Raw genomic sequence first — 24,984 nt, 5'->3', positions numbered from 1 at the left:
CGCTGGTTGCTCCCTCGATTGGTGTGATGGGTCAACCGTAGCGCTTGTGAACGTGTGCACAAAGTCGGCCGGTCGGCATGGTCACGGCCTCGCCCGAACGGGCGACTCAAGTCGGATCAGGCGGTCGTGAACACCACCGAGTGCAGCCCGGTGGCCCCGTCCGGGATCGGATCGGCCCGGTCCATGGTCTGGGTGTACCCGGTCGAGTCGGTCGCGCGCACCAGCACGGTGTGGCTGCCGGGCCGCAGGTCGAAGGTGCGTCGCCACATCCGCCAGGCCTCCTTGGTCGGCTGCACGGCCAGGTCGGCCTCCTGCCACGGGCCGCCGTCCATCTGGAGCTCGACCTTGGCGATGCCCTTGGTCTGGGCCCAGGCGATGCCGGCGACGACGACCTTGCCGGCCGGCACGGAGGACTGCCCGCGCGGGCTGTCGATGCGGGACTCGGTCTTGACCGGGGCCTTGGCCGAGTAGCCGCGCGGCACCCAGTACTGGGTCTTCGCGTCGAACGTGGTCAGCTCGACGTCGGTGACCCACTTGGTGGCCGACACGTAGCCGTACAGGCCGGGCACCACCAGGCGGGCCGGGAAGCCGTGCTCGGGCGGCAGCGCCTCGCCGTTCATGCCGACGGCCAGCATCGCGTTGCGGCCCTTGTCCATGATCACCTCCAGCGGGCTGCCGGCGGTGTAGCCGTCCACGCTGGTGGAGAACACCTGGTCGGCGCCGCTGTGCACGCCGACCTTGGCCAGCAGGTCCCGCAGCAGCACGCCGGTGAACGGCGCGGTGGAGATGTACGGGCCGCCGACGTCGTCGGACACGCAGGTCATGGTCACGGTCCGGGTGATCAGGTCCATGCCCATCACGTCGTCGAAGCTGAGCGTGAGCTCCCGGTCGACCATGCCGTGGATGCGCAGCGACCAGTCCTCGGCCCGCATCCGGGGCACCGACAGGGCGGTGTCGATCCGGTAGAAGGTGTCGTTGGGCGTCAGGTACGTCGGCGTGCCGTCCTGGGCGAAGTCCGCGCCGGCCACCCCGCTCTGCTCGCGGTACTTGGCCAGGCGCTGGGTCACCGCCGCGCGGGAGCCCTCGACGTCCACGCGGGAGCCGAGAAGCTGGCCCGCGATGCCGGCGATGCCCGCGCCGACGGCGACGCCGGCCGAGCCGATGAGGAACGTGCGCCGCTCCGGGCTGTCGGGCCCGCCGCCGACCTCCCGCACGCGCAGGGCGGCCGCGTGCAGGCGTCGGAAGGTCATCACGCCGGCGACCAGGCTGGCCAGCGGCGCGATGCTCGCCAGCTGCCCGAGATCCGTACGGCTGAAGACGGCGACGATCGCCAGGCCGCCGAGCATCACCGCGAGCACCGTGCCCGGGATCGGGCTGCGCCGCGACAGCAGCCCGGCCACGCACGCCGCCACCAGCAGGAAGACCGCCATGCCGGCGAGCAGCACCGTCTTGTCGGCGGTGCCGAACGAGGTGACCGCGAACTCCTTGAGCCACGACGGCGTGAGGTCGATCGCGGCGTTGCCGACCGCGAGGAACGGCGAGGCGTTCGGGTCGATGAAGGCGGCGACGAGATGCCCGGCGGCCAGCGCCGCGGCCACGCCGAGGACGCCGATCAGCATGGCGACGCCGGTCGGGATCCTCACGTCCGTGGCGGGCTCGGGCGTGGCGGTAGTCGTAGCTGCACCCACACTTCAGATTCGTTCCACGGCGGCGGAAGGTTCAAGCCGCCGGTGCTTACGAATTCGTGACGACCGTCCGCGCGCCCAGCAGAACGGGCATTGCCGCGAAGCCGTTCATGATCGGCACCCGGCGGTGGGTCAGCTCCGCCGCCGGCACCGCCAGCCGCGCCTGCGGGAACTGCCGGGCCAGCGCGGTCAGCGCGATGTCGCCCTCCAGCCGGGCCAGCGGCGCGCCGAGGCAGTGGTGCAGGCCGTGCCCGAACGCGATGTGCCCGCGGGCGCCACGGTCCAGGTCGAACTCGTCGCCGTGCTCGAACCGCGCCTCGTCCCGGTTGGCCGACCCGATCGCCAGCGCCACCAGCTCCCCGGCGGGAATAGTCACGCCGCCGACCTCGACGTCCTCCGTGGTGAACCGCGTGGTCGCCAGCATCACCGGCGAGTCCACCCGAAGCAGCTCCTCCACCACCGGGGCCGGGTCGGCCAGCACCGCGTCGGCCAGGCCCGGCTCGGTGAGCAGCCGCCGGATGCCGGCGCTGATCAGGTTGGCCGTCGTCTCGTGGCCGGCGACCAGCAGCAGGGCCGCCATCGACACCAGCTCGTCCGCCGACAGCCGGTCGCCCTGCTCGCTGGCCGTCGTCATGGCGGACAGCAGATCCTCGCCCGGCCGCTCGGACTTGGCCTTGATCAGCTCCTTGAGGTACGCCTGGATGGCGTCGTTCGCGGGAGTGATCCGCTCCGGATCCCCGGACAGCAGCGCGCCGGTCCAGCCCTGGAACCGGTGGCGGTCCTCGCCCGGGACCCCGAGCAGCTCGCTGATCACCAGCGCCGGCAGCGCGACGGCGAACCCGTCGGCCAGGTCCACCGGGCCGTCCTGGGCGGCGGCCGCGGTCAGCAGCTCGTCGGTCAGCCGCTCGATGAACGGCCGTAGCTGGGCGATCCGCCGGGCGGTGAACTCCTTGGCCAGCAGCAGCCGCAGCCGCGTGTGGTCCGGCGGATCGGCCATCAGCATGTTCCGGCCGAACAGGGCGCTCACCCGCGGCTCGTGACCGGCCTCGGCCAGGCGCGCCCGCAGGATCTCGCCGAGTCGGACGGAGTCCTTGCTCAGCCGGTCGTCGGTGAGCAGCGCCCGCACCTCGTCGTAGCGGGTGACCACCCAGGTCGGGACGCCGCTCACCTGGCGCACGCGGAACACCGGCTCCTCGGCGCGGGCGGTGGCCATGAACTCGTGCACGTGCGCGAAGTACTGCTCGGTGAACATCTCGCGGGTCATGCCGACAACGTAAGCACTGAACCGGCCTTCATCGCTTGCGATTGCGTGAAGAGGAGGGTCACAACCACCCGTAGTGGTGCGAGAGCGAGTCGCCGAGCCGGTTGTGCACCTTGTCCAGCACACTGGCCCACTCCAGGATGATCGTCGCGATCAGCTCCGCCTCCCGCTCGTGCTCGGAGTCGTAGCAGGTGCGGCGGGCCACGTTCGCGGTCGAGCCCTCGTCGCTGGGATGATCGGCGATCATGTGCCCGAGCTCGTGCAGGATGATGTGGTCCTGGTGCGGGCGGGTCGTCTCCTGCTGGTAGACGATGAAATCCGCGCCGTCGGTGGCGAACCACAGCCCGAACGGGCCCGGCACCTCGATCGGATACGGCACCAGCCGGATCGGCCGGCCCCGGCTGGCCGCCAGCCGGTCGCACAGGTCGCGCACGTCCAGGGGCGGCCGCACGTCAAGGTCCCGCAGCAGCCGCCGGCACCTGCGCCGGAGCGCGCCCTCGCGCACGTCAGCCCGCCAGCGCCGCCCGCAGGCGCGGCTCCTCGACCTTCCAGTAGCCGTGCTCGCGGCCGTCGACGAGGATCACCGGCACCCGGTCGCCGTACTCGGCGCGCAGCTCCGGATCGGTGTCCACGTCCCGCGCCGCCCACGACACGCCCAGCTCGTCGCAGATGCGCCGGACGTCCGACTCGGCCTGCACGCAGTGGTCGCAGCCGACCCTCGTCATCACGGTCACGGTGTGGCTCACGGCGTCAACCTACGCCTGCGGCAGCCGCAGCCGGCTGCGAACCAGCTTGCCGGTCGGAGAGTGCGGCAGCACCTCGGTGAACTCCACGGTCACCGGCACCTTGAACTTCGCCAGCCGCTCCGCGCAGTGCGCCACCACGTCGTCCGCCGTGAGTTCCGCGCCCGGCCCCAGCACCAACACGGCCTTCACGGCCTCGCCGGTCGTCTCGCTGGGCACGCCCACCACCGCGGCCTCGACCACCGCCGGCAGTTCGGCCAGCACCCGCTCCACCTCGTGCGGGTAGACGTTGAAGCCGTTCACGATGATGAGGTCGCCGGCCCGGTCGACCAGGTGCAGGTCGCCCTCGGCGTCGAAGTAGCCGACGTCGCCGGTGCGGAACCAGCCCTCGGCGTCCGGGCCGTGCGCGCCGTCGGGCCAGTAGCCGCTGAACAGGTTCTCGCCCCGCACCGACACCAGGCCGGCGTCGTCGTCGGGCAGCACGAAGTCCTCGTCGTCGGCGAAGGGCTGGCCGTCGGTGTCCACCAGCCGCATCTCGACGCCCGGCAGCGGGCGGCCCACCGATCCGGGCTTCACCTGCCCGCCGACCAGCGTGGACGTCAGCACCGGGGCCGTCTCGGTCAGGCCGTAGCCCTCGAACACCGGCAGGCTCGTCGCCTTCTGCACCGCCGCCAGCAGCGACGCGCTCAGCGGCGCGGCGCCCGAGGTGAGCAGACGCACCGTGATCAGGGCGTCACGCAGCCGCGCCGGGTCGACGTGCAGCAGCGCCTGGTACATCGGCGGCACGCCGACCAACGTCGTCACCCGGTGCTGCTCGATTGCGTCAACTGCTGCCTCCGCGTCGAAACGTTGCAGCAGAACAGCGGTCGCGCCGGCGGCCGCGACCTGGAACAGTCCTGGTCCAAGCCCGTAGGAGTGGAACAGCGGCAAGGCGAGGAGCACGCGGTCGGCGGCGGTGACCGGCGCCGGACGCAGCGCCGCGCACTGCGCCACGTTCGCCAGCAACGCGCGGTGCGAGAGCATCGCCCCGCGCGGCACACCGGAGGTACCCGACGTGTACGCGAGCACCGCCACGTCCTCGCCGCCGCGCACCGACTCGCCGGTGAGGCCGCCATCGACGCGCAGCACCGGCGCGGACAGCGTCGTCACGGACGCGCCTTCGCCGTCGCCCACGAGCAGAGTGGCGCCGCTGTCGTCCAGGACTCGGGTCAGCTCACGGGTGGGGCCGCCGGTGCTCACGGGCACCACGACGCCGCCGGCGCGCAGCGTGCCGAACACGGCCACCGCGAACTCCGCCGACGTGGGCAGCCGCACCGCGACCCGGTCGCCGGGTTGCAGACCGGCGTCGCGCAGCCGGCGGGCCTCGACGTCGGTCGCGCCGTCCACCTCGGCCCAGGTCAGCGTGTCCCCCGTGGCCGCGTCGATGAACGCGGGGTGATCGGGACCACGGACGGCGGCGGTCCGGACCAGATCCGCCACGTTGCTGGCACCGGGCATACGAGACCTCCCCATCGAGCCGATCGCAGGATTTTGTCACGCTGGTCCGGCGTCACGCAGGACCTGGTGTCGCCGTCTCACCAGGGTCCGCCCGTGAGCGCTACCTACTTGCAAGTAACAACACGTATGCTGCCGCTACGCCGACCAAGGGAGGTGCTGCTGGACCTATGAGCAGCCCTGCCCGCTCCAAACAGCCCAGTGGCGCACCCGTGACCGCCGACGAGCACGCCGAGGCGTGGCAGCTCGTGGACAAGGCGCAGCGCGGTGACGTGGCGGCGTTCGGCCTGCTCTACGACCGCTACGTGGACCAGGTCTTCCGTTACGTGCTGTTCCGGGTCGGCGACCGCACGCTGGCCGAGGACGTCACCTCCGAGACGTTCCTGCGCGCGCTGCGACGGATCACCACGGTGAGTTACCAGGGACGCGACGTCGGGGCCTGGTTCGTCACCATCGCCCGCAACCTCGTGCTCGACCACGTCAAGTCCAGCCGGTACCGATTGGAGATCACCACTGCCGAACTGGACGACAATCGCCAGGTCACGGCCGGTCCCGAGCAGGCCGTGCTGGACGAGGCGACCACGAGCGAGTTGTTGCGCTGCGTGAGCGAGCTCAACGACGACCAACGGGAGTGCATCGTGTTGCGCTTCCTACAGGGCCTGTCGGTGGCCGAGACGGCCGAGCAGATGGGCCGAAACGAGGGCGCGATCAAGGCTTTGCAGCATCGCGCGGTACGCCGGCTGGCCCAACTGCTGCCGGCCGAACTGCGCTAGCTGTATTCGAATGCTGACGCGATGCTCTTACGCGTAACCGATGCAGTGCCGCCGTCGTTTCCTCGAATGGGAACGAACAGGTGGTGAGGTGGAGACCCGGATGGAGCACGAACGCGTCGCAGATCTGCTGCGGCGCTCGGCCGACGCGTTGGCGCCGACCCCGCGCGAGCGGGAGCGCATGCGGCTGCGGGTGCTCGCCGAGTTCAAGACCATGGACTTCAGCGCGCCGGCCGAGGCCGGCGGCAACGTCCGGAGCTTAGCCAGCCGGTCCACCGCGCCCGGCCGGCTGATGGTGGCCATGGCCGCCGCGCTGTGCCTGATCCTGTCCCTGGGCGCGATGAGCCTGCTGCTCAGCCGCGACGCGCTGCCCGGCGACCCGCTGTACGCGATCAAGCGCACCGCCGAGTCGGCGTCCTTCGGCCTGGCCTTCGACGACGCCGCCAAGGCCCGCAAGCACCTCGATTTCGCCACCGCGCGGATCGACGAGATCGAGGGCATGGCCGCCCGCGGCAACACGCCCATCGGCTCGTACCTGACCGCGCTCACCGACTTCGACACCGACGCCGCCGCCGGCTCGCGGCTGCTCACCGTGCTCAGCACCAACGGCGACGGCTCCGGCCTGACCTACCTGCGCGACTGGGCCAAGTCCCAGGCACAGCGGCTCAAGACGCTGCGGCCGTCGCTGCCCCAGCGCGCCGACACCAGCGCCGAACTGCTGACCGCCATCACCGACCGGTCCGAGGCGCTGATCGGCCGGCTCAACTGCTACACGATCACCTCCGGCACCGCGGATGACATCGGCGCGCTGCCGGCGACCGGGGCCTGCGCGACGCGGCCGCCGGCCTCGCAGGGCGGTGGCGGGGCTCCGACGCCGACGACCCGCCCCGGCGAGTCCGCGTTGGTGAACGGCACCACGGGGGCCGGTGCGGCGACCACCGTCACCACGACGCCGACCGTCACGTTCACCACACCCACGACGGCGCCCGCGACGACCGGGACCAAGACTTCGCCGCCACCCACGACCGGCGGCAAGCCCACCGGCGTGACCGTCCCCCTCCCCGTGCCGCTGGGCAGCCTGCCTCCGCTGCTGCCCGGACTGCCGAGCATTGTCCTCGGTGGTTGATCGCTACCCTTGCACGATGAGAGACCGGCAGGAACGGACCGGGAGGCGCGGTGCCACGCTGGCGTGACGGGGCGGAGCACGCCGAACTCGAGCGGATGGCCGAGCTGGCCGGCGAGGCCTCGGCCGACGCCGCCGTGGCGGCCGCCGCCGACCTGGAGGCCGCCCTCGCGGTGCCGCCGGACCTGACCGCGGCCGCGTTCTTCGACGTGGACAACACCATGATGATGGGCGCGTCGATCTTCCACTTCGCCCGCGGCCTGGCCAGCCGGAAGTACTTCACCACCGCCGACCTGGCCGGCTTTGCCTGGCGGCAGCTGCGGTTCCGGCTCGGCGGCAAGGAGAACCCGGACAGCGTGCGGGCCAGCCGCGAGCAGGCGCTGGGCTTCGTCGCCGGCCGCAGCGTGCAGGAGCTGGTCGATCTCGGTGAGGAGATCTACGACGAGCTGATGGCCGCCAAGATCTGGTCCGGCACCCGGGCGCTGGCGCAGATGCACCAGGACGCCGGGCAGCGCGTCTGGCTGGTCACCGCGACGCCGGTCGAGCTGGCGTCGATCATCGCCCGGCGGCTCGGTCTGACCGGCGCGCTGGGCACCGTCGCCGAGAGCAAGGACGGCGTGTACACCGGTCGGCTCGTCGGCGATCTGTTGCACGGCAAGGCGAAGGCCCACGCCGTGCGAGCGCTGGCCGCCAAGGAGGGCCTGGATCTGCGGCGCTGCACGGCGTACTCGGACTCGATCAACGACGTGCCGATGCTGTCGACGGCCGGCACCGCCGTGGCCGTCAACCCCGACCCCGGGCTGCGGGAGCTGGCCCGCCGCCGTGGCTGGGAGATCCGCGACTTCCGCACGGGCCGCAAGGCCGCCCGCATCGGCGTCCCCACTGTCCTGGGCGCCGGTGCCCTCGCCGGCGCCGTAGCCGCCGGGCTCGCCTACCGCCGCCGCTCCTCCTGACCGTGCTGGGCCGGCCCGCCGACAGGCCGGCCCACTCGGGTCAGCGCTGCTGCTGTTGCTGCTGGGGCGCGTACTGCTGCTGTTGCTGCGGGGCTTGGTGGGCCTGCGCGGCGTGCTGCTGCTGCGGCGGCTGGTCGATCGGCACGATGTAGACGGCGGTGCCGTAGGCCGCCACCTCGCTCATCGTCTGGGCGATCTCGTTGCAGTCGAAGCGCATGGCCAGCACGGCGTTCGCGCCGTAGCCCATTGCCTGCTGGCAGAGCCGGCCGAGCGCCTCGTTGCGCGAGTCGGACAGCATCTGGGTGTACTGGGTCACCTCGCCGCCGCCCAGCGACTTGATGCCGGCCATGAAGTTGACGCCGATGGCGCGGCTGCGGACCGTGAGGCCGAAGACCTCGCCGAACACGTGCGTGACCCGGCAGCCGGGGACGTCGTTCATGGTCGAGATCAGGATCGGGAACTGCGGGGGTGCGCTTGGCTGGGACATGTCCGCGAATCGTAGCCGCCACTGTCCCTTTCGGACTCGGTATTCGCTGCCCGATGCCCTACCGTGACGAGCGTGAGTGACGACGTGCTCGTCATCGGGGCCGGCGTGATCGGCCTGACCACCGCGGTATGCCTGGCCGAGGCCGGCGTGCGCACCAGGGTGATGAGCACCGACCTGCCGCGGCAGACCACCTCGGCGATGGCCGGCGCGATGTGGGGCCCCGCATTCGCCGAACCCGCCGACGAGGTGCTGCGCTGGAGCCGCCGCAGCCTGGCCGAATTCACCGACCTGGCCCGCGATCCGGCCACCGGCGTGCGCCTCACCCGCGGCCGGATGGCCAGTCGAACGCCGCTGCCGCTGAGCAATCTGCCACCGCAGGTCACGATGGTTCCCGGACTCGTCGACTGCGGCCGCGGCGAGCTGCCGCCGGGCTTCGTCAGCGGTCAGTGGGGACGCGTGCCGCTGATCGACATGCCGCGCTACCTCGGCTACCTCACCGGCCGCCTGACCGCCGCCGGCGGACGCCTGGACATCAGGTCCGTCACGCGGCTGAGCGAGGCTGTCGACGAGGCGCCGGTCCTGGTCAATTGCAGCGGCGTCGGCGCGCGCCGGCTCGTGCCCGATCTGACCGTGCGAGCCGCCCGCGGCCAGCTCGTCGTCGTCGCCAATCCCGGCGTCGAGGAGTTCTTCGTCGAGATCACCACCGCGGCCGAGTCCACCAGCTACTTCCCGCACGGCGACCAGGTCGTGCTCGGCGGCGTGTCCACGGTGGGCGACTGGCGGCTCGAACCCGACGCCGTCATCGCCGAGGGCATCCTCGACCGCTGCGCCGCCGTCGAACCACGGCTGGCGGGCGCCCCGATCCTCGAGCACCGCGTCGGCCTACGCCCCGAACGCAACCCCATCCGGCTGGAGGTGCGCGAGATCGCCGGCCGGCCCATCGTGCACTGCTACGGCCACGGCAGCCTCGGCGTGACCCTGTCCTGGGGCTCCGCCCGCGAGGCCGCCGAACTGGCGGCGGATCTCATCTGACTCAGTTCGCCACGTTCAGCGTGAAGTTGATCCGGTCCGGCGTGGGGTACGTGATCGTGCCCTCGCCGCGGGCGTTGGCGTACTGGCCGGTGCCGCCGACGATCGCGATGGGGTTCTGCGCGGGCGACGGCACCACCATGGCGTGCATCGAGCTGAGGTGCAGCTCGCCCTTGAACGCGGCGGACAGCCGCAGCACGATCTTCATCTGCACGACCAGCTTCGGCGGGCTGTCCACCGTCACGTTGACGACGGTGCCGATCATCGAGCCGTCACCGGCGGCCGCCGACGTCGAGTCGAACAGCGTCAGCAACGAGCCGAAGGTGGTGCCGACGACGGCCTTGTCCAGCGACGAGCTGGTGGCCCGCGACGCCACGAACGTCAGCGCGTCCGCCGGCGTCGCCGACACGGTGGACGCGCCGACGACGACCAGCCCGCCGGCGGCCATCGCCGGCGCCGCGAGCAATGCGGATCTCCGCGACCACAGCGCCATCGGAACACGGTAAGCACCGCGCCCCGCGTGCGCCGGTCAGCGCCACTATCGGGTGACTCAGCCCAGCCAGACGTTGCGACGCTGGGTGAGCAGCCGGTAGAGGGTCTGCTGGATGGTCTCCCGGACCTGGTCGGTCAGGTTGAACACCAGCATCGGGTCCTCGGCCGCGCCCGGCTCGTACTGGTCGGTCCGGATCGGCTCGCCGAACTCGATGTACCACTTGGACGGCAGCGGCACCGCGCCCAGCGGCCCCAGCAGCGGGAACGTCGGCGTCACCGGGAAGTACGGCAGGCCGAACAGCCGGGCGATCAGCTTGATCTCGCCGATCTTGGGGTAGATCTCCTCGGCCCCCACGATGGACACCGGGATGATCGGCGTCCGGGTGCGCAGCGCCGCCGAGACGAAGCCGCCGCGGCCGAACCGCTGGAGCTTGTACCGGTCCTTGTACGGCTTGCCGACGCCCTTGAAGCCCTCCGGCCACACGCCGACCAGCTCGCCGCCGCGCAGCAGCCGCTCCGCGTCGGGGTTGCAGGCCAGCGTCTGCCCGGTCTTGCGGGCGATGGAGCTGAGCATCGGCGTCCGGAACACCAGGTCCGCGCCGAGCATGCGCAGGTGCCGGTTGGCCGGATGGTGCTCGTGCACCGCGACCGCGGTCATCACCGAGTCCATCGGCAGCGTGCCGGAATGGTTGGCGACCAGCAGCGCGCCGCTGTCGGACGGCACGTTGTGCAGGCCGATCGTCTCCACCCGGAACCACTTCTCGTACAGCGGCCGCAGCAGCGGCATCATCACGTTGTCGGTCAACTCCCGGTCGAAGCCGAACTCGTCGACCTGGTAGTCGCCGGTGATGCGCCGACGCAGGAACGCCAGCGTGTCGGCCAGCCGGCGCTCCCACAGCGGGGAGGTCTCGGCCGGGGTCGCGCCGGTGGTGTCCGCGGGCGGCGGCACCTGCTCCATCCTGGGTCGCGACGGCGTCGTCGTCCTCGGCACGGGACGGTCGGCGTGCAGCGGGATCACACGTGCGTCGGGCATGGGTTCCACCTCCTCACTCACCTGATCGGGATGCGGGCGGCGAAGTCGAGAATGCTCCGCTCCGCCGCCGCCAGGGTGTCCGCGTCGATCGTCGGGCGCAGGGCGCGCCCGCTCACGTAGTCGTCGAAGGCCTGCGTCGTTGTCCAGCGCGGTGTGAAGCCGAAGTCGCGCTGCAACAGCGTCGTGTCCACGACGCGGCCGAAGTTCAGGAAGCGCATCTGGTCCGGCGAGAAGTCGACCAGCCGGGCGCTGCGGACCAGCCGGCCCACCGTCGGGACGGCCATGCTCGGCACCGGCAGCGCGACCCGCCCGGCGCGGCGGATCGCCTGGGACAACATCAGCACGCCGTCGCCGCCGACGTTGAACACGCCGGGCAGGTCGTGCTGGGTGGCCCGCTCCATCACGGCCAGCGCGTCCTCGGAGTGCAGCAGCTGCATGCGGGCGTCGTAGCCGAGCACCGTCGGCACGATCGGCAGGGCGAAGTACCTGGTCAGCACGGTGTCGATGCGTGGGCCGATGAAGTTGGTGAAGCGCAGCGTGGTCACCGCGACGTCCGGTCTGCGCCGGGCGAAACCGCGGACGTAGCCCTCGACCTCGACGGCGTCCTTGGCGTAGCCGCTGGAGGGCAGCTCCTTGGGCGCCATGTCCTCGGTGAACATCGCCGGGTCGCGCGAGCTGGCCCCGTAGACCGCGCTGGTCGACTTGATCACCAGCCGGCGCACCACCGCCGACCGCTGGCAGGCGGCCAGCAGCTGCATGGTGCCGATGACGTTCATCTCCTTCATCGCCGTGCGGCCGGTGGGTCCGGCCGGGTTGGCGGTGACGGAGGCGTGCACCACGGTGTCGACCCGGGCGCTGCCGATCACCTTGGTGATCAGCGGGTTGCGGATGTCCGCGCGGACGAACTCGGCGCGGCCCATCCGCCGGAGCAGGTCGCGCGGCGGCGGCACGGTGTCCACGCCGAGCACCCGCTCGATGGAAGGGTCGGCGGCCAGGCGCGCGGCGAGATGGCCGCCGAGGAAGCGGCTCACTCCGGTGACGAGGACGACGTTGGGCGCCATGCGACTCCCTGGCATAGGCGGCGACCCGAGCGATGCTACTCGCCGTGATGTCCCGCAACAGGGGCCAGCAACGTCGCATTGACGCAGGTCACGCCGGTTTTACCACGGTCTCACCCGATCGGCGGGATCTCCTGTGAGCCCCGTAACGAACGTCGGCACCCGCGCGATCGCGCGGGTGCCGACGGGGCTTCAGGCCGAGCGCCTCACTTGCCGCGCTTGCGTCGCTGCACCCGGGTCTTGCGAAGCAGCTTGCGGTGCTTCTTCTTCGACATGCGCTTGCGGCGCTTCTTGATGACCGAGCCCATACGGGATCCTTAGGTGTAGACGGTGTGGTCGTTGGTGTGCCCTCGTGCTGCACAGGGCTGCCGAGCCCCTGCCGCCGCGTGGGGACGCGGCCATGGCACCGAGCACGAACGACCTATCACTTTACCCGCATGGGCGAACCCGGCTGGCACAGGTACCAGCCGGGAGCCCGTTCGGCTGTCTCAGCCCGCGTCGTAGTACGCGTTCTCCAGGTAGTCCTGCACCGCCTTCTCGGTCACCCGGAACGACTTGCCCACCCTGACGGCGGGCAGATCACCGGAGTGCACCAGGCGGTACACGGTCATCTTCGAGACCCGCATCACCTTCGCCACCTCGGCGATGGTGAGGAACTGAACCTGTGCGAGCCCGGGCTGCGCTGTCTCCTTCTGCTGCGTAGGCATGCGTCACCGCGTCCTTAAACACGTGTCGCGCCGTCGGCTTCCCCACCGGCGGTATCGACACGCACGTGCTCACCCGAGCGTAGCGGGACGCATGGGGCTGCTGCGACGTCCGAGCCGCGTCGTGCGCCCAGTGGTGGCGGGATCCACTCGAAGGCACCACCACCACGCGGCGGTTCGACCATTCGGCAGACCGACGGTGTCACTCGCCGCTTAACGCCACATGCGCTTCCTACTTGGCGCCAGGTGCCAAGTAGGAAGCGCATGTGGCATCAGTTCAGGCGTCGTGGGCGCGGCCGAGCTCGGCGGACCGGTCCCGCGCCGCCTCGATCGCCGCCAGCAGCGCCGCCCGCACGCCGTGCTTCTCCAGCTCGCGGATCGCCATGATCGTGGTGCCCGCCGGCGACGTGACGGCTTCACGCAGCGTCACCGGGTGCTCCCCCGAGTCGGCCAGCATCGTCGCCGCGCCGACCGCCGACTGGATGATCAGCTGCGCCGCCGTCGCCCGCGGCAGGCCGAGCAGGATGCCGGCGTCGATCATGGCCTCGACCAGGAAGAAGAAGTAGGCCGGCCCGGAGCCCGACAGCGCCGTCACGGCGTCCTGCTGCGCCTCAGGCACCCGCAGCACCTTGCCCACGCTGCCCAGCAGCTTGTCGACGAGGTCCATGTGCTCCGACGTCGCGTGCGCCCCGGCGGAGATCGCGCTCATCGCCTGGCCCACCAGCATCGGCGTGTTCGGCATCACCCGCACCACCGGCGTCCCCGCCGGCAGCTCGCGCTCGTACAGGGCCGTCGGCAGGCCCGCGCACAGCGACACCACCAGCGTGCCCGGCTTGAGCAGCGATTTCAGCTCCGCCAGCAGCGGGTCGATGTCCTGCGGCTTGACCGCCACCACCAGCACCTCGGCCTGCTCGGCCGCCTCCGCCACGGTCACCGCGCGCACGCCGTAGTGCTCCGTCAACTCCCGGCAGCGCTCCTCGTACCGCTCGGTGAACAGCAGGTCGCCCGGCCCCCAGCCCGCGTCCAGCAGCCCGGACAGCAGCGCCTCACCGATCTTGCCCGCCCCCAGCACCGCGATCCTCGTCATGCGGTCAAGCGTGCCAGTCCCGGCCAGTGGGATTCGGACGGGCCACCCGATCAGGAGCTGTTGGTCTCCTGGGGGCTCAGGGCGAGCTGACGGGCCTGGCAGACGAGGCGGCCGGAGGCGTCGAGGATGGTGGCGTCCTGGTCGAACCACTGGCCGTGCACGGCGCGGCACTCGACCTGCGCCCGCAGCCAGCCGGGCTCGGGGCGGGCCCGGACGAGGCCGGTGAGCTGCACTGTGGGCGACCAGCCGAACCGGCCGAGGTTGAACGTCAGCGGCATGGCGATGTCGCCGGCGACGAGGGCGAAGAACGGGTCGGGCTGCTCGCCGCCGCGGGGGCGCACCCACATGCGCAGGCGCAGGGGATCGCCGGTGCGGCGCTCGAGGAACCCGGCGCCGATGGGGTCGACGAGCACCTCGCAGGCCCGGGCCAGCTTGAACACGCCGACGGCGTTGGGCAGGGAGCCCAGGTCGATGGCGTTGGCGGGCGGCACGACGGGCAGCTCGGGCAGGTCCCGCCAGGCGGGCCGCTCCTCGGGCAGCCGGCCGATGGTGACCATGGACTCGACGCAGGCGGAACCGCGCTGTTCGAGGCTGACCCGCACGACGACGACGGTCCGACCGGTCTTGCGGATCTCGGTGCGCAGCATGACCGGCCCGACGGACGGCGCGCGCAGGAACTGGGCGCTGACGGCGAGCGGGTCGAGCAGGTCGCTGCCGGAGCTCTCCACGACCTGCACGCCGGCCCGCGCGAGCAGCGCGAGCAGGAAGCCGCCGTGCGGCTTGGTGCCGACGGTCCAGTCCGGCGGCAGGTCCGCGATGGCGGTGCCGTCGCCGAGCGGACGCACGGCGGACGCGGCCGAGAACGGCCGGATCGCCGAGGCCTGTCCGGCGCTCATGACCGGCCGACCAGGGACCGGAGGAAAAACGCCGTGTTCGCGGGACGTTCGGCCAGCCGCCGCATCAGGTAGCCGTACCACTGTTCGCCGTAGGGCACGTAGACACGCACCGCCTCACCTGAGTTGACGAGCCGTCGCTGCTCGTCGGGTCGGATTCCGTACAGCATCTGATATTCGTAGCTACCTGGTTTACGGCCGTACCACAGCGCGCGTTCGGCGATCACGGCGACAAGTCTCGGATCGTGGGTGGCGAACATGGGGTAGCCGCGGCCGGCGAGAAGCGCGTTCGCGCAGCGTACGTAGCTGAGGTCGACCTCGTGGGGATGCGCGAACGCCACCGAGGACGGTTCCGCGTATGCCCCTTTGCACAGCCGAACGCGGGACCCGGAGCCGGCCAGGGTCACGCAGTCGTCGAGCGTACGGCGCAGGTACGCCTGGAGCACCGCCCCCACCCACGGCCAGGTCCGCCGGAGTTCGGCGAGCACCCTCAGCGTGGAGTCGGTGGTGGTGTGGTCCTCCATGTCCAGCGTGAGGGTGGTGCCGCACTGCTCGGCCGCGGCGGCGATCCGCGAGGCGTTGTCGAGGGCGAGCCGCTCGTCCAGCGCCTGCCCGACGGCCGACAGCTTCACACTCACCTCGGCCCGCGCGGACAGGCCCTCGGCGTGCAGCCGGTCGAGCAGCCGCAGGTAGGCCTGCACGGTGCGTTCGGCGAGCCGCTCGTCGGTGGTGTCCTCGCCCAGGTAGTCCAGTGACACCGACAGTCCGTCGGCCACCAGCCGCGACGTGACCGCGACGACGTCGTCGGTGCCCTCACCCGCGACGAACCGGCGCACGACGTCCCGGCTCACCGGCGCGGTCGCCACCAGCCTGCGGACGGCATCGTTGGCGCCGGCCGCGAGGATGAGGGTTCGCAGCGGATGCACGGCGTGACTCTACGTCCCTCCGGACGATCACGGGCACCGAAGTTACCGATCAGTTCTGCCCGAGGTTGAGGCGTGCGAACAGCAGCGCCTCGGCCAGTTCGGCGGCGCGCTCGACAGGGGTGCGGGCCCGCCGCGTGTTCACCTCGAGCACGACCTGCCCCGAGAAGTCGGACTCCGCGAGCTGCTCGCAGAACGTCGCGCACGGCTGGGTCCCGCGGCCGGGGACGAGGTGCTCGTCACGGGAGGAGCCGCTGCCGTCGGCGAGGTGGACGTGGACGAGGCCCTTGCCCATGCGCCCGGCCAGCTCCAACGGGTCCATCTGCGCGGCGGCGCTGTGGGAGAGGTCCAGCGTGTAGTGCCGGTGACCGGCGTCGGTGGGGTCCACGGACGGCTTGAACGCCGACAGCTCGGTGCCGCGCAGCCGGACCGGGAACATGTTCTCCACGGCGATCTTGACGCCGCTGGTCTCGTCGAGCTCCGCGACGAGGTCGGAGAACCGCTCGGCGTAGCGGCGCTGCCAGCGGAACGGCGGGTGCACGACCACGGTGGGCGCGTCCAGCACCTGCGCGGCGGTCACCGCGCGACGCAGCCGGATCACCGGATCGGGGGACCACACCCGCTGGCTGATCAGCAGGCACGGCGCGTGCACGGCCAGCACCGGCATGCCGTGCCGGTCGGACAGGTCCAGCAGGGCGTCCATGTCCTGGCTGACCGGGTCGGCCCAGACCATCACCTCGACGCCGTCGTAGCCGAGGTCACCGGCGAGCTCGAAGGCCGCGCCGGCCGGCTGCGGCCACACCGATGCCGTGGACAGCCCGACCGGGATGTGCCGCGTGGCCAACTAGTGCCCGATCAGCCGCAGCGCGGCCGGTGACACCGTCACGATCAGGCCGACCAGCACCGCCAGCACCATGGTCTGGAGGTCGTCGGCCTTGCGGATGCGGCGCACGACGATCACCAGGGCGACGATCACCGCGACCGCGGCGGCCAGCGCGGCGGCCGGCAGCGCGTTCCACAGCCACTGGAAGCCCAGCCAGAGCGCGGCGCCACCGACGACGCCGATGGCCAGCTGGGCGATCATCATCAACCACTGCTTGCCCGGCGAGCCCTCGGTCTCCTCCGCCGCCTCGCCGTCCTCGACCTCGAGCGCGCCGCCGACCCCGGCGGGCGCGGCGTCGTGGTCGACCGAGTACGAGAAGTCGTTGTTGCCCTGGTAGTCGTCGTACTCGTACTGGTCGTCGTCATCGTCGACGTACGGGCCGGCGTGCGCCTGCGTGCTCTCCATCGGCGGCATGGCACCGCGCGGGGCCCCGAAGGCGTCCTCGTCGTCGTCGACGAGCGGCCCGGGGTGGGCCTGGGTGCTCTCACCCACCGACGCCGGGATGCGCGGCATCTGCTCGGTGACGCCCTCCTGCGGCGGCGCGCCGTTCAGCCGGTTCGCCAGCGAGTTCGGCGGCGGCGTGTCCGCGGTGATGGGCGGCAGGTAGGTGGTGTCCGCGGTGGCGTCCACCGGCGGCGGGTTCTGCGTGCCGGGCGGCACCGGCCGGAAGTAGGCGGTGGGCTGCGGCTGCTGCGCGTTCGGCCGCGACAGGTCGGCCCGCGACAGGTTCGTGCGGGACGACTCGATGCGCGGCGGGGGCGGAGGCGGCGTGCGACCAGGACCAGCGGCGGGCGCGCCGGGAGGACCGGGACGCACCGGCGGGCGCATGCCCGTGGCGGTGGCCTGGGACGCGGCGGCGGGCGGCGGGGCCTGCGGAGGCTGTGCGGTAGGCGGCTGCGGCGGGCCCGCCTGCGGCGAAGGTGACTGTCCCGCCTGCGGCACGGGCGGCGGGGTCTGCTGCGGTCCGGGCGTCGGCGGCTGCTGCACCGGTCGCTTGGGCAGCTGCTGCGAGGCAGCCGGTGGCGGGGGCGGCGTCGGCGGCTGCTGGCGTACCGGCGGCTGGGTGCCGACGGTGGTCTCCTCGACGTCGTCGCGGATGGCCATCAGGTTGCCGCTGTCCGACAGCACCCGGTCGATGATCGCCTGGGGCGCCGTGTCGGTCGGTTCGTCGGCCCGGCGCCGACGACGTCTGGGCGCACTGTCCTCGGAGTTGGCCCCGTACTGGGCGAGCAACTCCGCGACCGTGCGCTGACTGCGCTCGGAACCGCTTTCTCGACTCATTGATTCCACCGTGCCCCGAAGTGGGCCGTCCGTCCAGTCTCGCCGGGCGGCACCGCGCCGTCCGTGTGGTCCAGTCGACGAAGAATGACACCTTCGCGCAGCGCCCAGGGGCAGATCTCGAGTTCTGTGAGTGACAACGCTCGCATGGTGGCCTCCGCCACGAGTGCGCCGGCGACCAGCTGGGCCGCCCGGCCCGCGCTGACGCCCTCCAGCTCGGCGATGTCCTCGGCGGACATCCGGGAGATGAAGGCGATCAGCTGACGCAGCCCCGAATGGGTGAGCACCCTGCGTACGCGCGGCCCCTGGCCGGACGGGGCGGCGCCGGTCAGCCGGGCCAGCGTGCGGAAGGTCTTCGAGGTGGCGGCGACCAGGTCCGGCTCGCCCAGCCGGAGCACCCGCTTGGCGACCGGGGCGAGCTGCTCGTCGATCCACTCCACGGTGTCGCGCAGCTCGTGCCGGGTCGGCGGGTCGTGCTTGAACCGGGTCCGGGTCAGCCGGCCCGCGCCCAGCGGGATCGAGCAGGCCAGGTCCGGGCTCTCGTCGCGGCCGACGGCGATCTCCAGCGAGCCGCCGCCGATGTCCAGGTTGAGCAGCCGGCCGGCGGACCAGCCGTACCAGCGGCGCACCGCCAGAAAGGTGTAGCGGGCCTCGTCCTCGCCGCTGAGCACCTCCAGCTCGACGCCGGTCTCCTTGCGCACGCGCTCCAGCACGGCGGCGGAGTTGCCGGCCTCGCGCACCGCGGAGGTGGCGAACGCCATCAGGTCCTCGCAGCCGAACTGGACGGCCGAGGCCTTGCCTTCGGCCACCGCGCGCACCAGCGCGTCGGCGCCGTGCCGGGACAGCGTGCCGCTGCCGGTGAGCTGCTCGGCCAGCCGCAGCACCGACTTCTCCGAGGACATCGGCGTCGGATGGGCACCACGATGCGCGTCCACCACCAACAGGTGGACAGTGTTCGACCCGACGTCAAGCACCCCTAGGCGCACGCGGAGCACCGTACCTGGCGAGCGTGACAATCCCGTAATCCCCCATCCGGTGAAGCGCTTCCACCGGATGGGGCACGACGCGGGATCAGGACTCGAACTTGTAGCCGAGCCCGCGCACGGTCACCAGGTGCTGCGGGGCGGACGGGTCCGGCTCGATCTTGGACCGCAGCCGCTTGACGTGCACGTCCAGCGTCTTGGTGTCGCCGACGTAGTCGGCGCCCCACACCCGGTCGATGAGCTGGCCTCGGGTCAGCACCCGGCCCACGTTGCGCAGCAGGTACTCCAGGAGGTCGAACTCCTTGAGCGGCAGCGACACCTCGGCGCCGTCCACGGTGACCACGTGGCGCTCCACGTCCATCCGGACCGGGCCTGCCTCCAGGACCTGCGGCAGCAGCTCCTCGGACTCGCCGCCGCGACGCAGCACCGCGCGGATGCGGGCGATCAGCTCGCGCGCCGAGTACGGCTTGGTGACGTAGTCGTCCGCGCCCAGCTCGAGGCCCACGACCTTGTCGATCTCGCTGTCCCGGGCCGTGACCATGATCACGGGCACGGCCGACCGCTGGCGCAGCGCCTTGCACACGTCGGTGCCGCTCATGCCGGGCAGCATCAGGTCCAGCAGCACGATGTCGGCGCCGTTGCGGTCGAACTCCTCGAGCGCCTCCTGGCCGGTGCCGGCCAGCGCGGCGGTGAAGCCCTCCTTGCGCAGCAGGAAGGCCAGCGGGTCGGCGAAGGACTCCTCGTCTTCGACGATAAGCACCCTTGTCACCGACCCACCTCGCTGGCGCTCGGCGAGTCTGCGACTGTCTCTGAGCCCATTGGTGCCCTCGCAAGCTCGGTCACAGTTTTCCTCCATGATCGCCGCCGTCGCCGGCGTCCGCACCATCCGCCCAGGTCGGGACGAGCCTGGTGTCTCCGGTCGGGACGTGCCCGTTGTTCCTGTCGCTCACGGCCTCGGGCCGCGTTCCTTCCGGTTCGTCGCCGTCCCGCGGCACGGGGGCGCCGTGGGCCGGGATCCGCAGTGTGAAGGTCGACCCGGTGCCGGGCAGACTCCACAGCTTCACCTCGCCGCCGTGGTTGGCGGCGACATGCTTGACGATGGCCAGCCCCAGCCCGGTGCCGCCGGTCATCCGCGAGCGGGCCGGGTCGGCCCGGTAGAACCGCTCGAAGACCCGGTGCTGCTGGTCGGGGGCGATGCCCATGCCGCGGTCGGTGACCGCGATCTCGACGAAGCCGTCCGCGGTGCGGCGGCTGACCGACACCGGGCTGCCCGGCTGCGAGTACGCGATGGCGTTGTCGAGCAGGTTGCTCAGGGCCGTGACCAGCAGCGTCCGGTCCCCGTCGACGACGAGGTCGCTGCCGGCGTCGGTGGTGATCTCGATGCCGGCGGACTCGGCGGCCAGCCGGCTGCGGCCCAGCGCCTCGCGCACGACCTCGTCCACCGAGACCGGCGTCATCTCCGGCAGCTGCTCGGCGCCCTGCAACCGGGACAGCGCGATCAGTTCGGTGACCAGGCGGCCCAGCCGGGTCGCCTCGTGCAGGATCTTGCTGCTGAACCGGCGCACCTCGACCTGGTCGTCGGCCGCGTCCAGGACGGCCTCGGCCAGCAGCGCGAGCGCGCCGACCGGGGTCTTGAGCTCGTGGCTGACGTTGGCCACGAAGTCGCGGCGGATCGCCTCCAGGCGGACGGCCTCGGACTCGTCGCTCGCGTCGACCACGGTGAAGCCGTCGCCCAGCGGGCGGACCTCGGCGCGGACCGCCTCGGGCTGCCGGCCGCCGCGCGACTGGAGCGGCGACAGGTCGACCTCCATCACCTCGCCGGAGGCGGCGACCAGCTCGGCCGCCTTGCGGGCGCGGTCGTCGACCTGCGAGCCCTTGACCACGCCCAGCGCGGCGGCGCGCGGGTTGTGCAGCACCACGTCGCCGAAGTGGTTGAGCACGACGACGCCGTTGTGCGCGGAATGCACCACGCGTTGCACGAGATCGGAAACGGTCAGTACGACCGGCTGCGAAGAGGTCCTCCGGGCCGTCGCGCGGCCGATGAGGGAACCAACCAGCAAGCCGATCACCAGTAGGCCGATCGACAGGGCGAAGTAGCCCGATGCGGTCACGCCACGCATCGTAAGCAGGTCAGGGGCCTGCCGGCCTACCCCTCGGGCCGCAACCGTGACACCGGCGACACCTCTGAACGGCACTGTTCCACGCCGCGTCGCCTCTCGTTCACCCACTCGTGTCCTTGAGGTGCCACATGCGCTTCCCACGTGGCGCCAGAAGGCAAGTGGGAAGCGCATGTGGCAACGGGAGCACTCGGGCGGGTGAAGATCAGGCGGCGACCGGCTCCAGGGCGGTGACGTCGTCGTCCGACAGGCGCAGGGAGGCGCCGGCGATGTTCTCCTCGAGGTGCGCGAGCGACGAGGTGCCGGGGATCGCGAGCAGGTTCGGCGAGCGCTGGAGCAGCCAGGCCAGGGCCACCTGCGGCACCGTGGCGTTGTGCCGGTCGGCGACCGCCTTGATGCGCGGATCGTCCACCAGCTGGAAACCGCCGAGCGGGAAGAACGGCACGTAGGCGATGCCCTGGTCGTCGCAACTGCGGACGAGCTGCTCGTCCTGCCGGTTCGCGATGTTGTAGAGGTTCTGCACGCAGACGACCGGTGCGATCCGCTGGGCCTCGGCGAGCTGGTCGGCAGTGACGTTGCTCACACCGAGGTGCCCGATCAGGCCCTGCTCCTTGAGCTCGGCCAGCACCGTGAACGGCTCTTCCAGGGAGCGCGGCTCCGGCGCGGCGAATCCCGGCATGCGGAGGTTCACCACGTCGATCTGCTCCACGCCCAGGCGGGTGAGGTTGTCGTGCACGGCCTGGCGCAGCTCGTCCGGGCTCAGCGCCTCCGGCCAGCCGCCGTCCGGCGTGCGCAGCGCGCCGACCTTGGTCACCAGGACCAGATCGTCGGCGTACGGGTGCAGCGCCTCGCGGAGGATCTCGTTGGCCACGTACGGGCCGTAGTAGTCGCTGGTGTCGATGTGGTTGACGCCCAGCTCGACGGCCCGGCGCAGCACGGCGACCGCCTCGGCGCGGTCCTTCGGCGGACCCATCACCCCCGGACCGGTGAGCTGCATCGTGCCGTACCCGACGCGCGCCACCTGCCGACCGCCCAGGTCCCAGTGCCCCGACTTCGTCGCGGAGATGTTCGATGTCATGGGTTCAGCCTCGTCCCGAGCGGACCGAATTGCTCGGGGTTGGCCAGAAGTGTCCACGGTGGCGGAGACTTTCGGGGTGGACCAAGTCGTCATCCTGCGCGGGGCACACGAGCTGCGCGCCAAGGCGTATCACCTTTTCGAGGCCGAACACGAGTTCACCTGCGCCGCCTCGGACATCGCGACGTGGGCGGCGATCGAGCAGGCCGAGGGCATGGCCGAACGGATGCGGGCGCGGACCGCGGCCGGCGTCCGGGTGCGCAAGGTCTACCACGCGAGCATCCTCGACGACTCCGTCGCCGCCGCGCGGCTGTCCGTGCTGGCCGAAGCCGGTCTCGGCGTGCGGCTCTGTCACACGCCGCTGTCCCACGAGACGATCATCGTCGACCGCAAGATCGCGATCACCGCCGGTCCGCCGGTCGACGGCGTGCGCAACTACGCCATAGTCCGGACGCCCGAGCTGGTCGCCGGGCTGGCGATGTTGTTCGAGGCCACCTGGGACTCCGGCGTCGACCTGGCCGAGTTCGACGGGCTCGCGCTGGACGAGCGCAGCCGCGAGGTCGCCCAGATGCTCGGCACCGGGCTCACCGACGAGGCCGCGGCGCGACGGCTCGGCCTGTCGCTGCGGACGTACCGGCGGCGGGTGGCGGAGCTGATGGAGCTGCTCGCGGCCGACTCCCGGTTCCAGGCCGGGCTGCGGGCGCGGGACCTCGGGGTGCGGTGAGGATTCGGGCCGACGCCGTTGGCGGCCCGCGTGCTCAGCGCCCCTGGTTGGCGACGGCCTGGATGGCGTCCGCGGCCGCGTCCGGGTCGAGGTAGGTGCCGCCCGGCGTGACCGGCTGCAGGTTCTCGTCCAGGTCGTAGCGCAGCGGGATGCCAGTCGGGATGTTCAGCTTGGCGATCGCGTCGTCGGAGACGCCGTCCAGGTGCTTGACCAGGGCACGCAGCGAGTTGCCGTGCGCGGCGACCAGCACCGTCCTGCCGGCCTTGAGGTCCGGCACGATCGCCGACTCCCAGTACGGCAGCAGCCGGGCGACGACGTCCTTCAGGCACTCCGTGCGGGGCGCGGTCGGGCCGAGGTCGGCGTAGCGGGGGTCCGCGTCCTGGCTGAACTCGCTGCCCAGCTCGATCTCCGGCGGCGGGGTGTCGTACGAGCGGCGCCAGAGCATGAACTGCTCCTCGCCGTACTCGTCCAGGGTCTGCTTCTTGTTCTTGCCCTGGAGGGCGCCGTAGTGGCGCTCGTTGAGGCGCCAGTCGCGGCGGACCGGGATCCAGTGCCGGTCGGCCGTGTCCAGCGCGATGTTGGCCGTGGAGATGGCCCGGCGCAGCAGCGAGGTGTGCAGCACGTCGGGCAGCAGGCCCGCGTCCTTCAGCAGCTCGCCGCCGCGCTTGGCCTCCGCGAGGCCCTTCTCGGACAGGGGGACGTCCACCCAACCGGTGAACAGGTTCTCGGCGTTCCAGACGCTCTCACCGTGACGCAGCAGGACAAGGCTCATGGCGGCAAGCCTGCCAGACCGGGTTCCATGATCCGCTACGGTCACCGTCATGAGGCTTTTGCCGGTTGTGGCGGCGTTGATGCTGGTCAGTTCCGGCGTGGCCCAGGCCTCGCCCGTGTGCGACGAGCACGTGTTCGGTGTTGCCGAGCACTACGAGGTCGGCGGCACCACGCTCCGTGTCTACGGCACGGACGGCAAGGTCGCCGTCGAGGACAACCGGGTGCCCCGCACGCTGCGGTTCGGGGTTTCCGCCAGTTCCGCGACCATGGTCAGCGGGGCGTCCCGCGCCGGCTCGCGGTTCCTGTTCGACGCCGTGGACCTCGACGTCGACAATGCCGATGGCACAAGGACTCTCACCCTCGGCGTCGGCCCGGCCCAGGCCTCTTTCGTGATCCCGCTGCGGCTCACTGTTCGTCAGGGTGAGGTGCCCATCGACCTCACGCCGTCCGGGACCGAGATCGTCACCATGCAGCCCGTCGACGGCGTTGGCGTGGTGCTGCGCAGTTACCCAGCGTTGCCGGTCAGCCGGGGTTCCGTCCTGGCGACCTACCCCGCCGCGCTCGGCGGTCTCGGTTCGCTTGTGATGCAGTACGAGGGCGCCCTTCGCTTCGGCGCCCCCGATGTGGCGTTCCCGCTGGCGTACGGGGATGACCGTCTCTATTCGGTCACCGAGTCCGGCACCATCGTCTCCGCCGTTCGCGGCGGCGAGTTCTCGCCCGTACAGGCGCCCGACGGCAGCATCGCCGACGGCATGCAGCTCAGCGCCGATGGCGTCGCCCTTGTGCACACCTTCGCCGGGTATTGGCTCGTCAAGCGGGGCACGTTCACCCAGCTCCCCGACGCCTGGTTCGACGGTGTGAGCCTGTCCGGCGCCTTGTCCCCCGGCGGCCGGTCCTTCGCCTTCGGCGTCTCCGCCTCGAAGCCGACCGTGCCCACTCAGGTGATCACCGTCGACCTGGCTTCCGGCGCTCGGCGGACGTACTCACTGCTCGACGCCACCCTGCCGTCCGTCGCCGGGCTCGCCTACTCCGTGCGGCATCCCGGGCGGCTGTACCTGTTGCGCAACAGCCACCCGATCAGCATTCACCAGCCGGTGACCACCCAGTTGCAGGCCTTGGACCTCGCCGGCGGGACGGTCGCTGCCATCGGCCCCGCCATCCCCGAGTACGCGCCTCGGCTGTTCCCCGCCGACGTCGGCTAGAGGGGCGGGCACAGGCCCGGCAGGGCCGAGTCGCCGTCGCACAGGTAGCAGACCCGGCCCGCGTTGACCGTTCGCGGGACGCCGCCGAGGACCCCCAGCACCGGGTGGGCGATCTCACCCACGCCGCCGCAGAGGTGGCACACCGTGCGAGGTTCGCGGTAGTCCGGCAGCACCTCGTCGTCCTCTTCGCTGTCCATGTCAGGTCGCAGGTCCCAT

28 protein-coding genes are annotated in these 24,984 nt (G+C 71.7%); 6 read left to right on the top strand and 22 right to left on the bottom strand.

Annotated features, from left to right (window positions below):
• Window positions 1–116: 116 nt before the first annotated feature.
• The 5 genes from BCF44_RS01790 to BCF44_RS01770 form a co-directional block, all read right to left on the bottom strand.
• Window positions 117–1,619, bottom strand: coding sequence for a molybdopterin-dependent oxidoreductase (locus tag BCF44_RS01790; RefSeq protein WP_116172830.1), 1,503 nt, complete (start codon window positions 1,617–1,619; stop codon window positions 117–119).
• A 115-nt stretch (window positions 1,620–1,734) separates the two neighbouring features.
• Window positions 1,735–2,949 (bottom strand): cytochrome P450 family protein, encoded by a 1,215-nt coding sequence (locus BCF44_RS01785; protein ID WP_116172281.1) that lies wholly within the window; start codon window positions 2,947–2,949, stop codon window positions 1,735–1,737.
• A gap of 58 nt (window positions 2,950–3,007) precedes the next feature.
• Window positions 3,008–3,451 carry a hypothetical protein gene (locus BCF44_RS01780; RefSeq protein ID WP_116172280.1) on the bottom strand — a complete coding sequence of 148 codons (444 nt, stop codon included), beginning with the start codon at window positions 3,449–3,451 and terminating at the stop codon, window positions 3,008–3,010.
• Window position 3,452: 1 nt separating this feature from the next.
• A complete protein-coding gene (locus BCF44_RS01775) occupies window positions 3,453–3,692 on the bottom strand; it encodes a glutaredoxin family protein (RefSeq protein WP_211352849.1) in 240 nt (79 codons plus the stop codon).
• 9 nt (window positions 3,693–3,701) lie between these two features.
• Window positions 3,702–5,186: an AMP-binding protein gene (locus BCF44_RS01770; protein WP_116172279.1), complete on the bottom strand. Its 1,485-nt coding sequence runs from the start codon at window positions 5,184–5,186 to the stop codon at window positions 3,702–3,704.
• A 167-nt stretch (window positions 5,187–5,353) separates the two neighbouring features.
• Here BCF44_RS01770 and BCF44_RS01765 point away from each other — a divergent pair, with 167 nt between their 5' ends.
• From BCF44_RS01765 to BCF44_RS01755, 3 genes are all read left to right on the top strand, one after another.
• Window positions 5,354–5,956, top strand: a complete 603-nt coding sequence (locus BCF44_RS01765; protein ID WP_116172278.1) for a sigma-70 family RNA polymerase sigma factor — start codon at window positions 5,354–5,356, stop codon at window positions 5,954–5,956.
• A gap of 100 nt (window positions 5,957–6,056) precedes the next feature.
• Window positions 6,057–7,079, top strand: a complete 1,023-nt coding sequence (locus BCF44_RS01760) for a DUF5667 domain-containing protein (RefSeq protein WP_147328366.1) — start codon at window positions 6,057–6,059, stop codon at window positions 7,077–7,079.
• Between the two features lie 95 nt (window positions 7,080–7,174).
• Window positions 7,175–8,029, top strand: coding sequence for an HAD family hydrolase (locus BCF44_RS01755; RefSeq protein WP_116172828.1), 855 nt, complete (start codon window positions 7,175–7,177; stop codon window positions 8,027–8,029).
• Between the two features lie 40 nt (window positions 8,030–8,069).
• Here the strand turns inward: BCF44_RS01755 and BCF44_RS01750 are convergent, their stop codons facing one another.
• Window positions 8,070–8,516: a YbjQ family protein gene (locus BCF44_RS01750; protein ID WP_116172276.1), complete on the bottom strand. Its 447-nt coding sequence runs from the start codon at window positions 8,514–8,516 to the stop codon at window positions 8,070–8,072.
• 72 nt (window positions 8,517–8,588) lie between these two features.
• On the opposite strand from BCF44_RS01750, the gene BCF44_RS01745 reads away from it, so the two are divergent.
• Window positions 8,589–9,548, top strand: coding sequence for an FAD-dependent oxidoreductase (locus BCF44_RS01745; protein ID WP_246014775.1), 960 nt, complete (start codon window positions 8,589–8,591; stop codon window positions 9,546–9,548).
• Between the two features lies 1 nt (window position 9,549).
• Here the strand turns inward: BCF44_RS01745 and BCF44_RS01740 are convergent, their stop codons facing one another.
• From BCF44_RS01740 to BCF44_RS01675, 14 genes are all read right to left on the bottom strand, one after another.
• Window positions 9,550–10,038 carry a hypothetical protein gene (locus BCF44_RS01740; protein ID WP_116172275.1) on the bottom strand — a complete coding sequence of 163 codons (489 nt, stop codon included), beginning with the start codon at window positions 10,036–10,038 and terminating at the stop codon, window positions 9,550–9,552.
• Window positions 10,039–10,095: 57 nt separating this feature from the next.
• On the bottom strand, window positions 10,096–11,070 hold the full coding sequence (locus BCF44_RS01735) for a lysophospholipid acyltransferase family protein (RefSeq protein WP_116172274.1): 975 nt from the start codon (window positions 11,068–11,070) through the stop codon (window positions 10,096–10,098).
• Window positions 11,071–11,087: 17 nt separating this feature from the next.
• On the bottom strand, window positions 11,088–12,131 hold the full coding sequence (locus BCF44_RS01730; protein ID WP_116172273.1) for an NAD-dependent epimerase/dehydratase family protein: 1,044 nt from the start codon (window positions 12,129–12,131) through the stop codon (window positions 11,088–11,090).
• 203 nt (window positions 12,132–12,334) lie between these two features.
• Complete coding sequence (locus tag BCF44_RS01725; RefSeq protein ID WP_015105422.1) at window positions 12,335–12,436, bottom strand: 30S ribosomal protein bS22; 102 nt, start codon at window positions 12,434–12,436, stop codon at window positions 12,335–12,337.
• A 180-nt stretch (window positions 12,437–12,616) separates the two neighbouring features.
• On the bottom strand, window positions 12,617–12,835 hold the full coding sequence (locus BCF44_RS01720) for a helix-turn-helix domain-containing protein (RefSeq protein WP_116172272.1): 219 nt from the start codon (window positions 12,833–12,835) through the stop codon (window positions 12,617–12,619).
• A gap of 274 nt (window positions 12,836–13,109) precedes the next feature.
• Complete coding sequence (gene proC / locus BCF44_RS01715; RefSeq protein ID WP_116172271.1) at window positions 13,110–13,919, bottom strand: pyrroline-5-carboxylate reductase; 810 nt, start codon at window positions 13,917–13,919, stop codon at window positions 13,110–13,112.
• 50 nt (window positions 13,920–13,969) lie between these two features.
• Window positions 13,970–14,815, bottom strand: coding sequence for a thioesterase family protein (locus BCF44_RS01710; RefSeq protein WP_116172270.1), 846 nt, complete (start codon window positions 14,813–14,815; stop codon window positions 13,970–13,972).
• The gene (locus BCF44_RS01705; RefSeq protein ID WP_116172269.1) at window positions 14,812–15,738 is read right to left on the bottom strand and encodes a proline dehydrogenase family protein; all 927 of its coding nucleotides are present in this window, start codon (window positions 15,736–15,738) and stop codon (window positions 14,812–14,814) included. Before BCF44_RS01705 ends, BCF44_RS01710 begins: the two co-directional genes overlap by 4 nt.
• Window positions 15,739–15,787: 49 nt before the next feature.
• Window positions 15,788–16,579, bottom strand: a complete 792-nt coding sequence (locus tag BCF44_RS01700) for a sugar phosphate isomerase/epimerase family protein (RefSeq protein ID WP_211352848.1) — start codon at window positions 16,577–16,579, stop codon at window positions 15,788–15,790.
• Window positions 16,580–17,899, bottom strand: a complete 1,320-nt coding sequence (locus tag BCF44_RS01695; RefSeq protein ID WP_116172268.1) for a hypothetical protein — start codon at window positions 17,897–17,899, stop codon at window positions 16,580–16,582. It lies immediately after the preceding gene.
• Window positions 17,896–18,882 (bottom strand): Ppx/GppA family phosphatase, encoded by a 987-nt coding sequence (locus BCF44_RS01690; RefSeq protein ID WP_116172267.1) that lies wholly within the window; start codon window positions 18,880–18,882, stop codon window positions 17,896–17,898. Before BCF44_RS01690 ends, BCF44_RS01695 begins: the two co-directional genes overlap by 4 nt.
• An 85-nt stretch (window positions 18,883–18,967) precedes the next feature.
• Window positions 18,968–19,648 (bottom strand): response regulator transcription factor, encoded by a 681-nt coding sequence (locus BCF44_RS01685; RefSeq protein WP_043721293.1) that lies wholly within the window; start codon window positions 19,646–19,648, stop codon window positions 18,968–18,970.
• A gap of 70 nt (window positions 19,649–19,718) precedes the next feature.
• Window positions 19,719–20,990, bottom strand: a complete 1,272-nt coding sequence (locus BCF44_RS01680) for a sensor histidine kinase (protein ID WP_379801701.1) — start codon at window positions 20,988–20,990, stop codon at window positions 19,719–19,721.
• 211 nt (window positions 20,991–21,201) lie between these two features.
• A complete protein-coding gene (locus tag BCF44_RS01675; RefSeq protein ID WP_116172265.1) occupies window positions 21,202–22,074 on the bottom strand; it encodes an oxidoreductase in 873 nt (290 codons plus the stop codon).
• Window positions 22,075–22,150: 76 nt separating this feature from the next.
• Between BCF44_RS01675 and BCF44_RS01670 the strand changes: the two genes are divergently transcribed.
• Window positions 22,151–22,795: a helix-turn-helix domain-containing protein gene (locus BCF44_RS01670; protein WP_211352847.1), complete on the top strand. Its 645-nt coding sequence runs from the start codon at window positions 22,151–22,153 to the stop codon at window positions 22,793–22,795.
• A gap of 34 nt (window positions 22,796–22,829) precedes the next feature.
• Here the strand turns inward: BCF44_RS01670 and BCF44_RS01665 are convergent, their stop codons facing one another.
• On the bottom strand, window positions 22,830–23,567 hold the full coding sequence (locus BCF44_RS01665) for a phosphoglyceromutase (protein ID WP_246014774.1): 738 nt from the start codon (window positions 23,565–23,567) through the stop codon (window positions 22,830–22,832).
• Between the two features lie 49 nt (window positions 23,568–23,616).
• On the opposite strand from BCF44_RS01665, the gene BCF44_RS01660 reads away from it, so the two are divergent.
• Window positions 23,617–24,768 (top strand): hypothetical protein, encoded by a 1,152-nt coding sequence (locus tag BCF44_RS01660; RefSeq protein ID WP_147328365.1) that lies wholly within the window; start codon window positions 23,617–23,619, stop codon window positions 24,766–24,768.
• On the opposite strand, the gene BCF44_RS01655 is transcribed toward BCF44_RS01660, so the two are convergent.
• Complete coding sequence (locus BCF44_RS01655) at window positions 24,765–24,965, bottom strand: hypothetical protein (RefSeq protein WP_116172262.1); 201 nt, start codon at window positions 24,963–24,965, stop codon at window positions 24,765–24,767. The genes BCF44_RS01660 and BCF44_RS01655 overlap by 4 nt on opposite strands.
• Window positions 24,966–24,984: the final 19 nt, after the last annotated feature.

The sequence above is a fragment of the Kutzneria buriramensis genome, from assembly GCF_003387475.1.
GTDB classification, from domain to species: domain Bacteria; phylum Actinomycetota; class Actinomycetes; order Mycobacteriales; family Pseudonocardiaceae; genus Kutzneria; species Kutzneria buriramensis.
The sequence above is the reverse complement of the archived record's forward strand: the minus strand, read 5'-3'. Positions and strand labels throughout refer to the sequence as shown.

Excerpts from the sequence above, each read along its gene's own strand:
- BCF44_RS01785 (WP_116172281.1), bottom strand. The coding sequence starts at position 2,949 with ATGACCCGCGAGATGTTCACCGAGCAGTACTTCGCGCACGTGCACGAG.
- BCF44_RS01695 (WP_116172268.1), bottom strand. The coding sequence starts at position 17,899 with ATGAGTCGAGAAAGCGGTTCCGAGCGCAGTCAGCGCACGGTCGCGGAG.
- BCF44_RS01660 (WP_147328365.1), top strand. The coding sequence starts at position 23,617 with ATGAGGCTTTTGCCGGTTGTGGCGGCGTTGATGCTGGTCAGTTCCGGC.
- BCF44_RS01770 (WP_116172279.1), bottom strand. The coding sequence starts at position 5,186 with ATGCCCGGTGCCAGCAACGTGGCGGATCTGGTCCGGACCGCCGCCGTC.
- BCF44_RS01725 (WP_015105422.1), bottom strand. The coding sequence starts at position 12,436 with ATGGGCTCGGTCATCAAGAAGCGCCGCAAGCGCATGTCGAAGAAGAAG.
- BCF44_RS01720 (WP_116172272.1), bottom strand. The coding sequence starts at position 12,835 with ATGCCTACGCAGCAGAAGGAGACAGCGCAGCCCGGGCTCGCACAGGTT.
- BCF44_RS01665 (WP_246014774.1), bottom strand. The coding sequence starts at position 23,567 with ATGAGCCTTGTCCTGCTGCGTCACGGTGAGAGCGTCTGGAACGCCGAG.
- proC (WP_116172271.1), bottom strand. The coding sequence starts at position 13,919 with ATGACGAGGATCGCGGTGCTGGGGGCGGGCAAGATCGGTGAGGCGCTG.
- BCF44_RS01755 (WP_116172828.1), top strand. The coding sequence starts at position 7,175 with ATGGCCGAGCTGGCCGGCGAGGCCTCGGCCGACGCCGCCGTGGCGGCC.
- BCF44_RS01735 (WP_116172274.1), bottom strand. The coding sequence starts at position 11,070 with ATGCCCGACGCACGTGTGATCCCGCTGCACGCCGACCGTCCCGTGCCG.
- BCF44_RS01675 (WP_116172265.1), bottom strand. The coding sequence starts at position 22,074 with ATGACATCGAACATCTCCGCGACGAAGTCGGGGCACTGGGACCTGGGC.
- BCF44_RS01765 (WP_116172278.1), top strand. The coding sequence starts at position 5,354 with ATGAGCAGCCCTGCCCGCTCCAAACAGCCCAGTGGCGCACCCGTGACC.
- BCF44_RS01740 (WP_116172275.1), bottom strand. The coding sequence starts at position 10,038 with ATGGCGCTGTGGTCGCGGAGATCCGCATTGCTCGCGGCGCCGGCGATG.
- BCF44_RS01730 (WP_116172273.1), bottom strand. The coding sequence starts at position 12,131 with ATGGCGCCCAACGTCGTCCTCGTCACCGGAGTGAGCCGCTTCCTCGGC.
- BCF44_RS01760 (WP_147328366.1), top strand. The coding sequence starts at position 6,057 with ATGGAGCACGAACGCGTCGCAGATCTGCTGCGGCGCTCGGCCGACGCG.
- BCF44_RS01750 (WP_116172276.1), bottom strand. The coding sequence starts at position 8,516 with ATGTCCCAGCCAAGCGCACCCCCGCAGTTCCCGATCCTGATCTCGACC.
- BCF44_RS01790 (WP_116172830.1), bottom strand. The coding sequence starts at position 1,619 with ATGCTGATCGGCGTCCTCGGCGTGGCCGCGGCGCTGGCCGCCGGGCAT.
- BCF44_RS01710 (WP_116172270.1), bottom strand. The coding sequence starts at position 14,815 with ATGAGCGCCGGACAGGCCTCGGCGATCCGGCCGTTCTCGGCCGCGTCC.
- BCF44_RS01655 (WP_116172262.1), bottom strand. The coding sequence starts at position 24,965 with ATGGACAGCGAAGAGGACGACGAGGTGCTGCCGGACTACCGCGAACCT.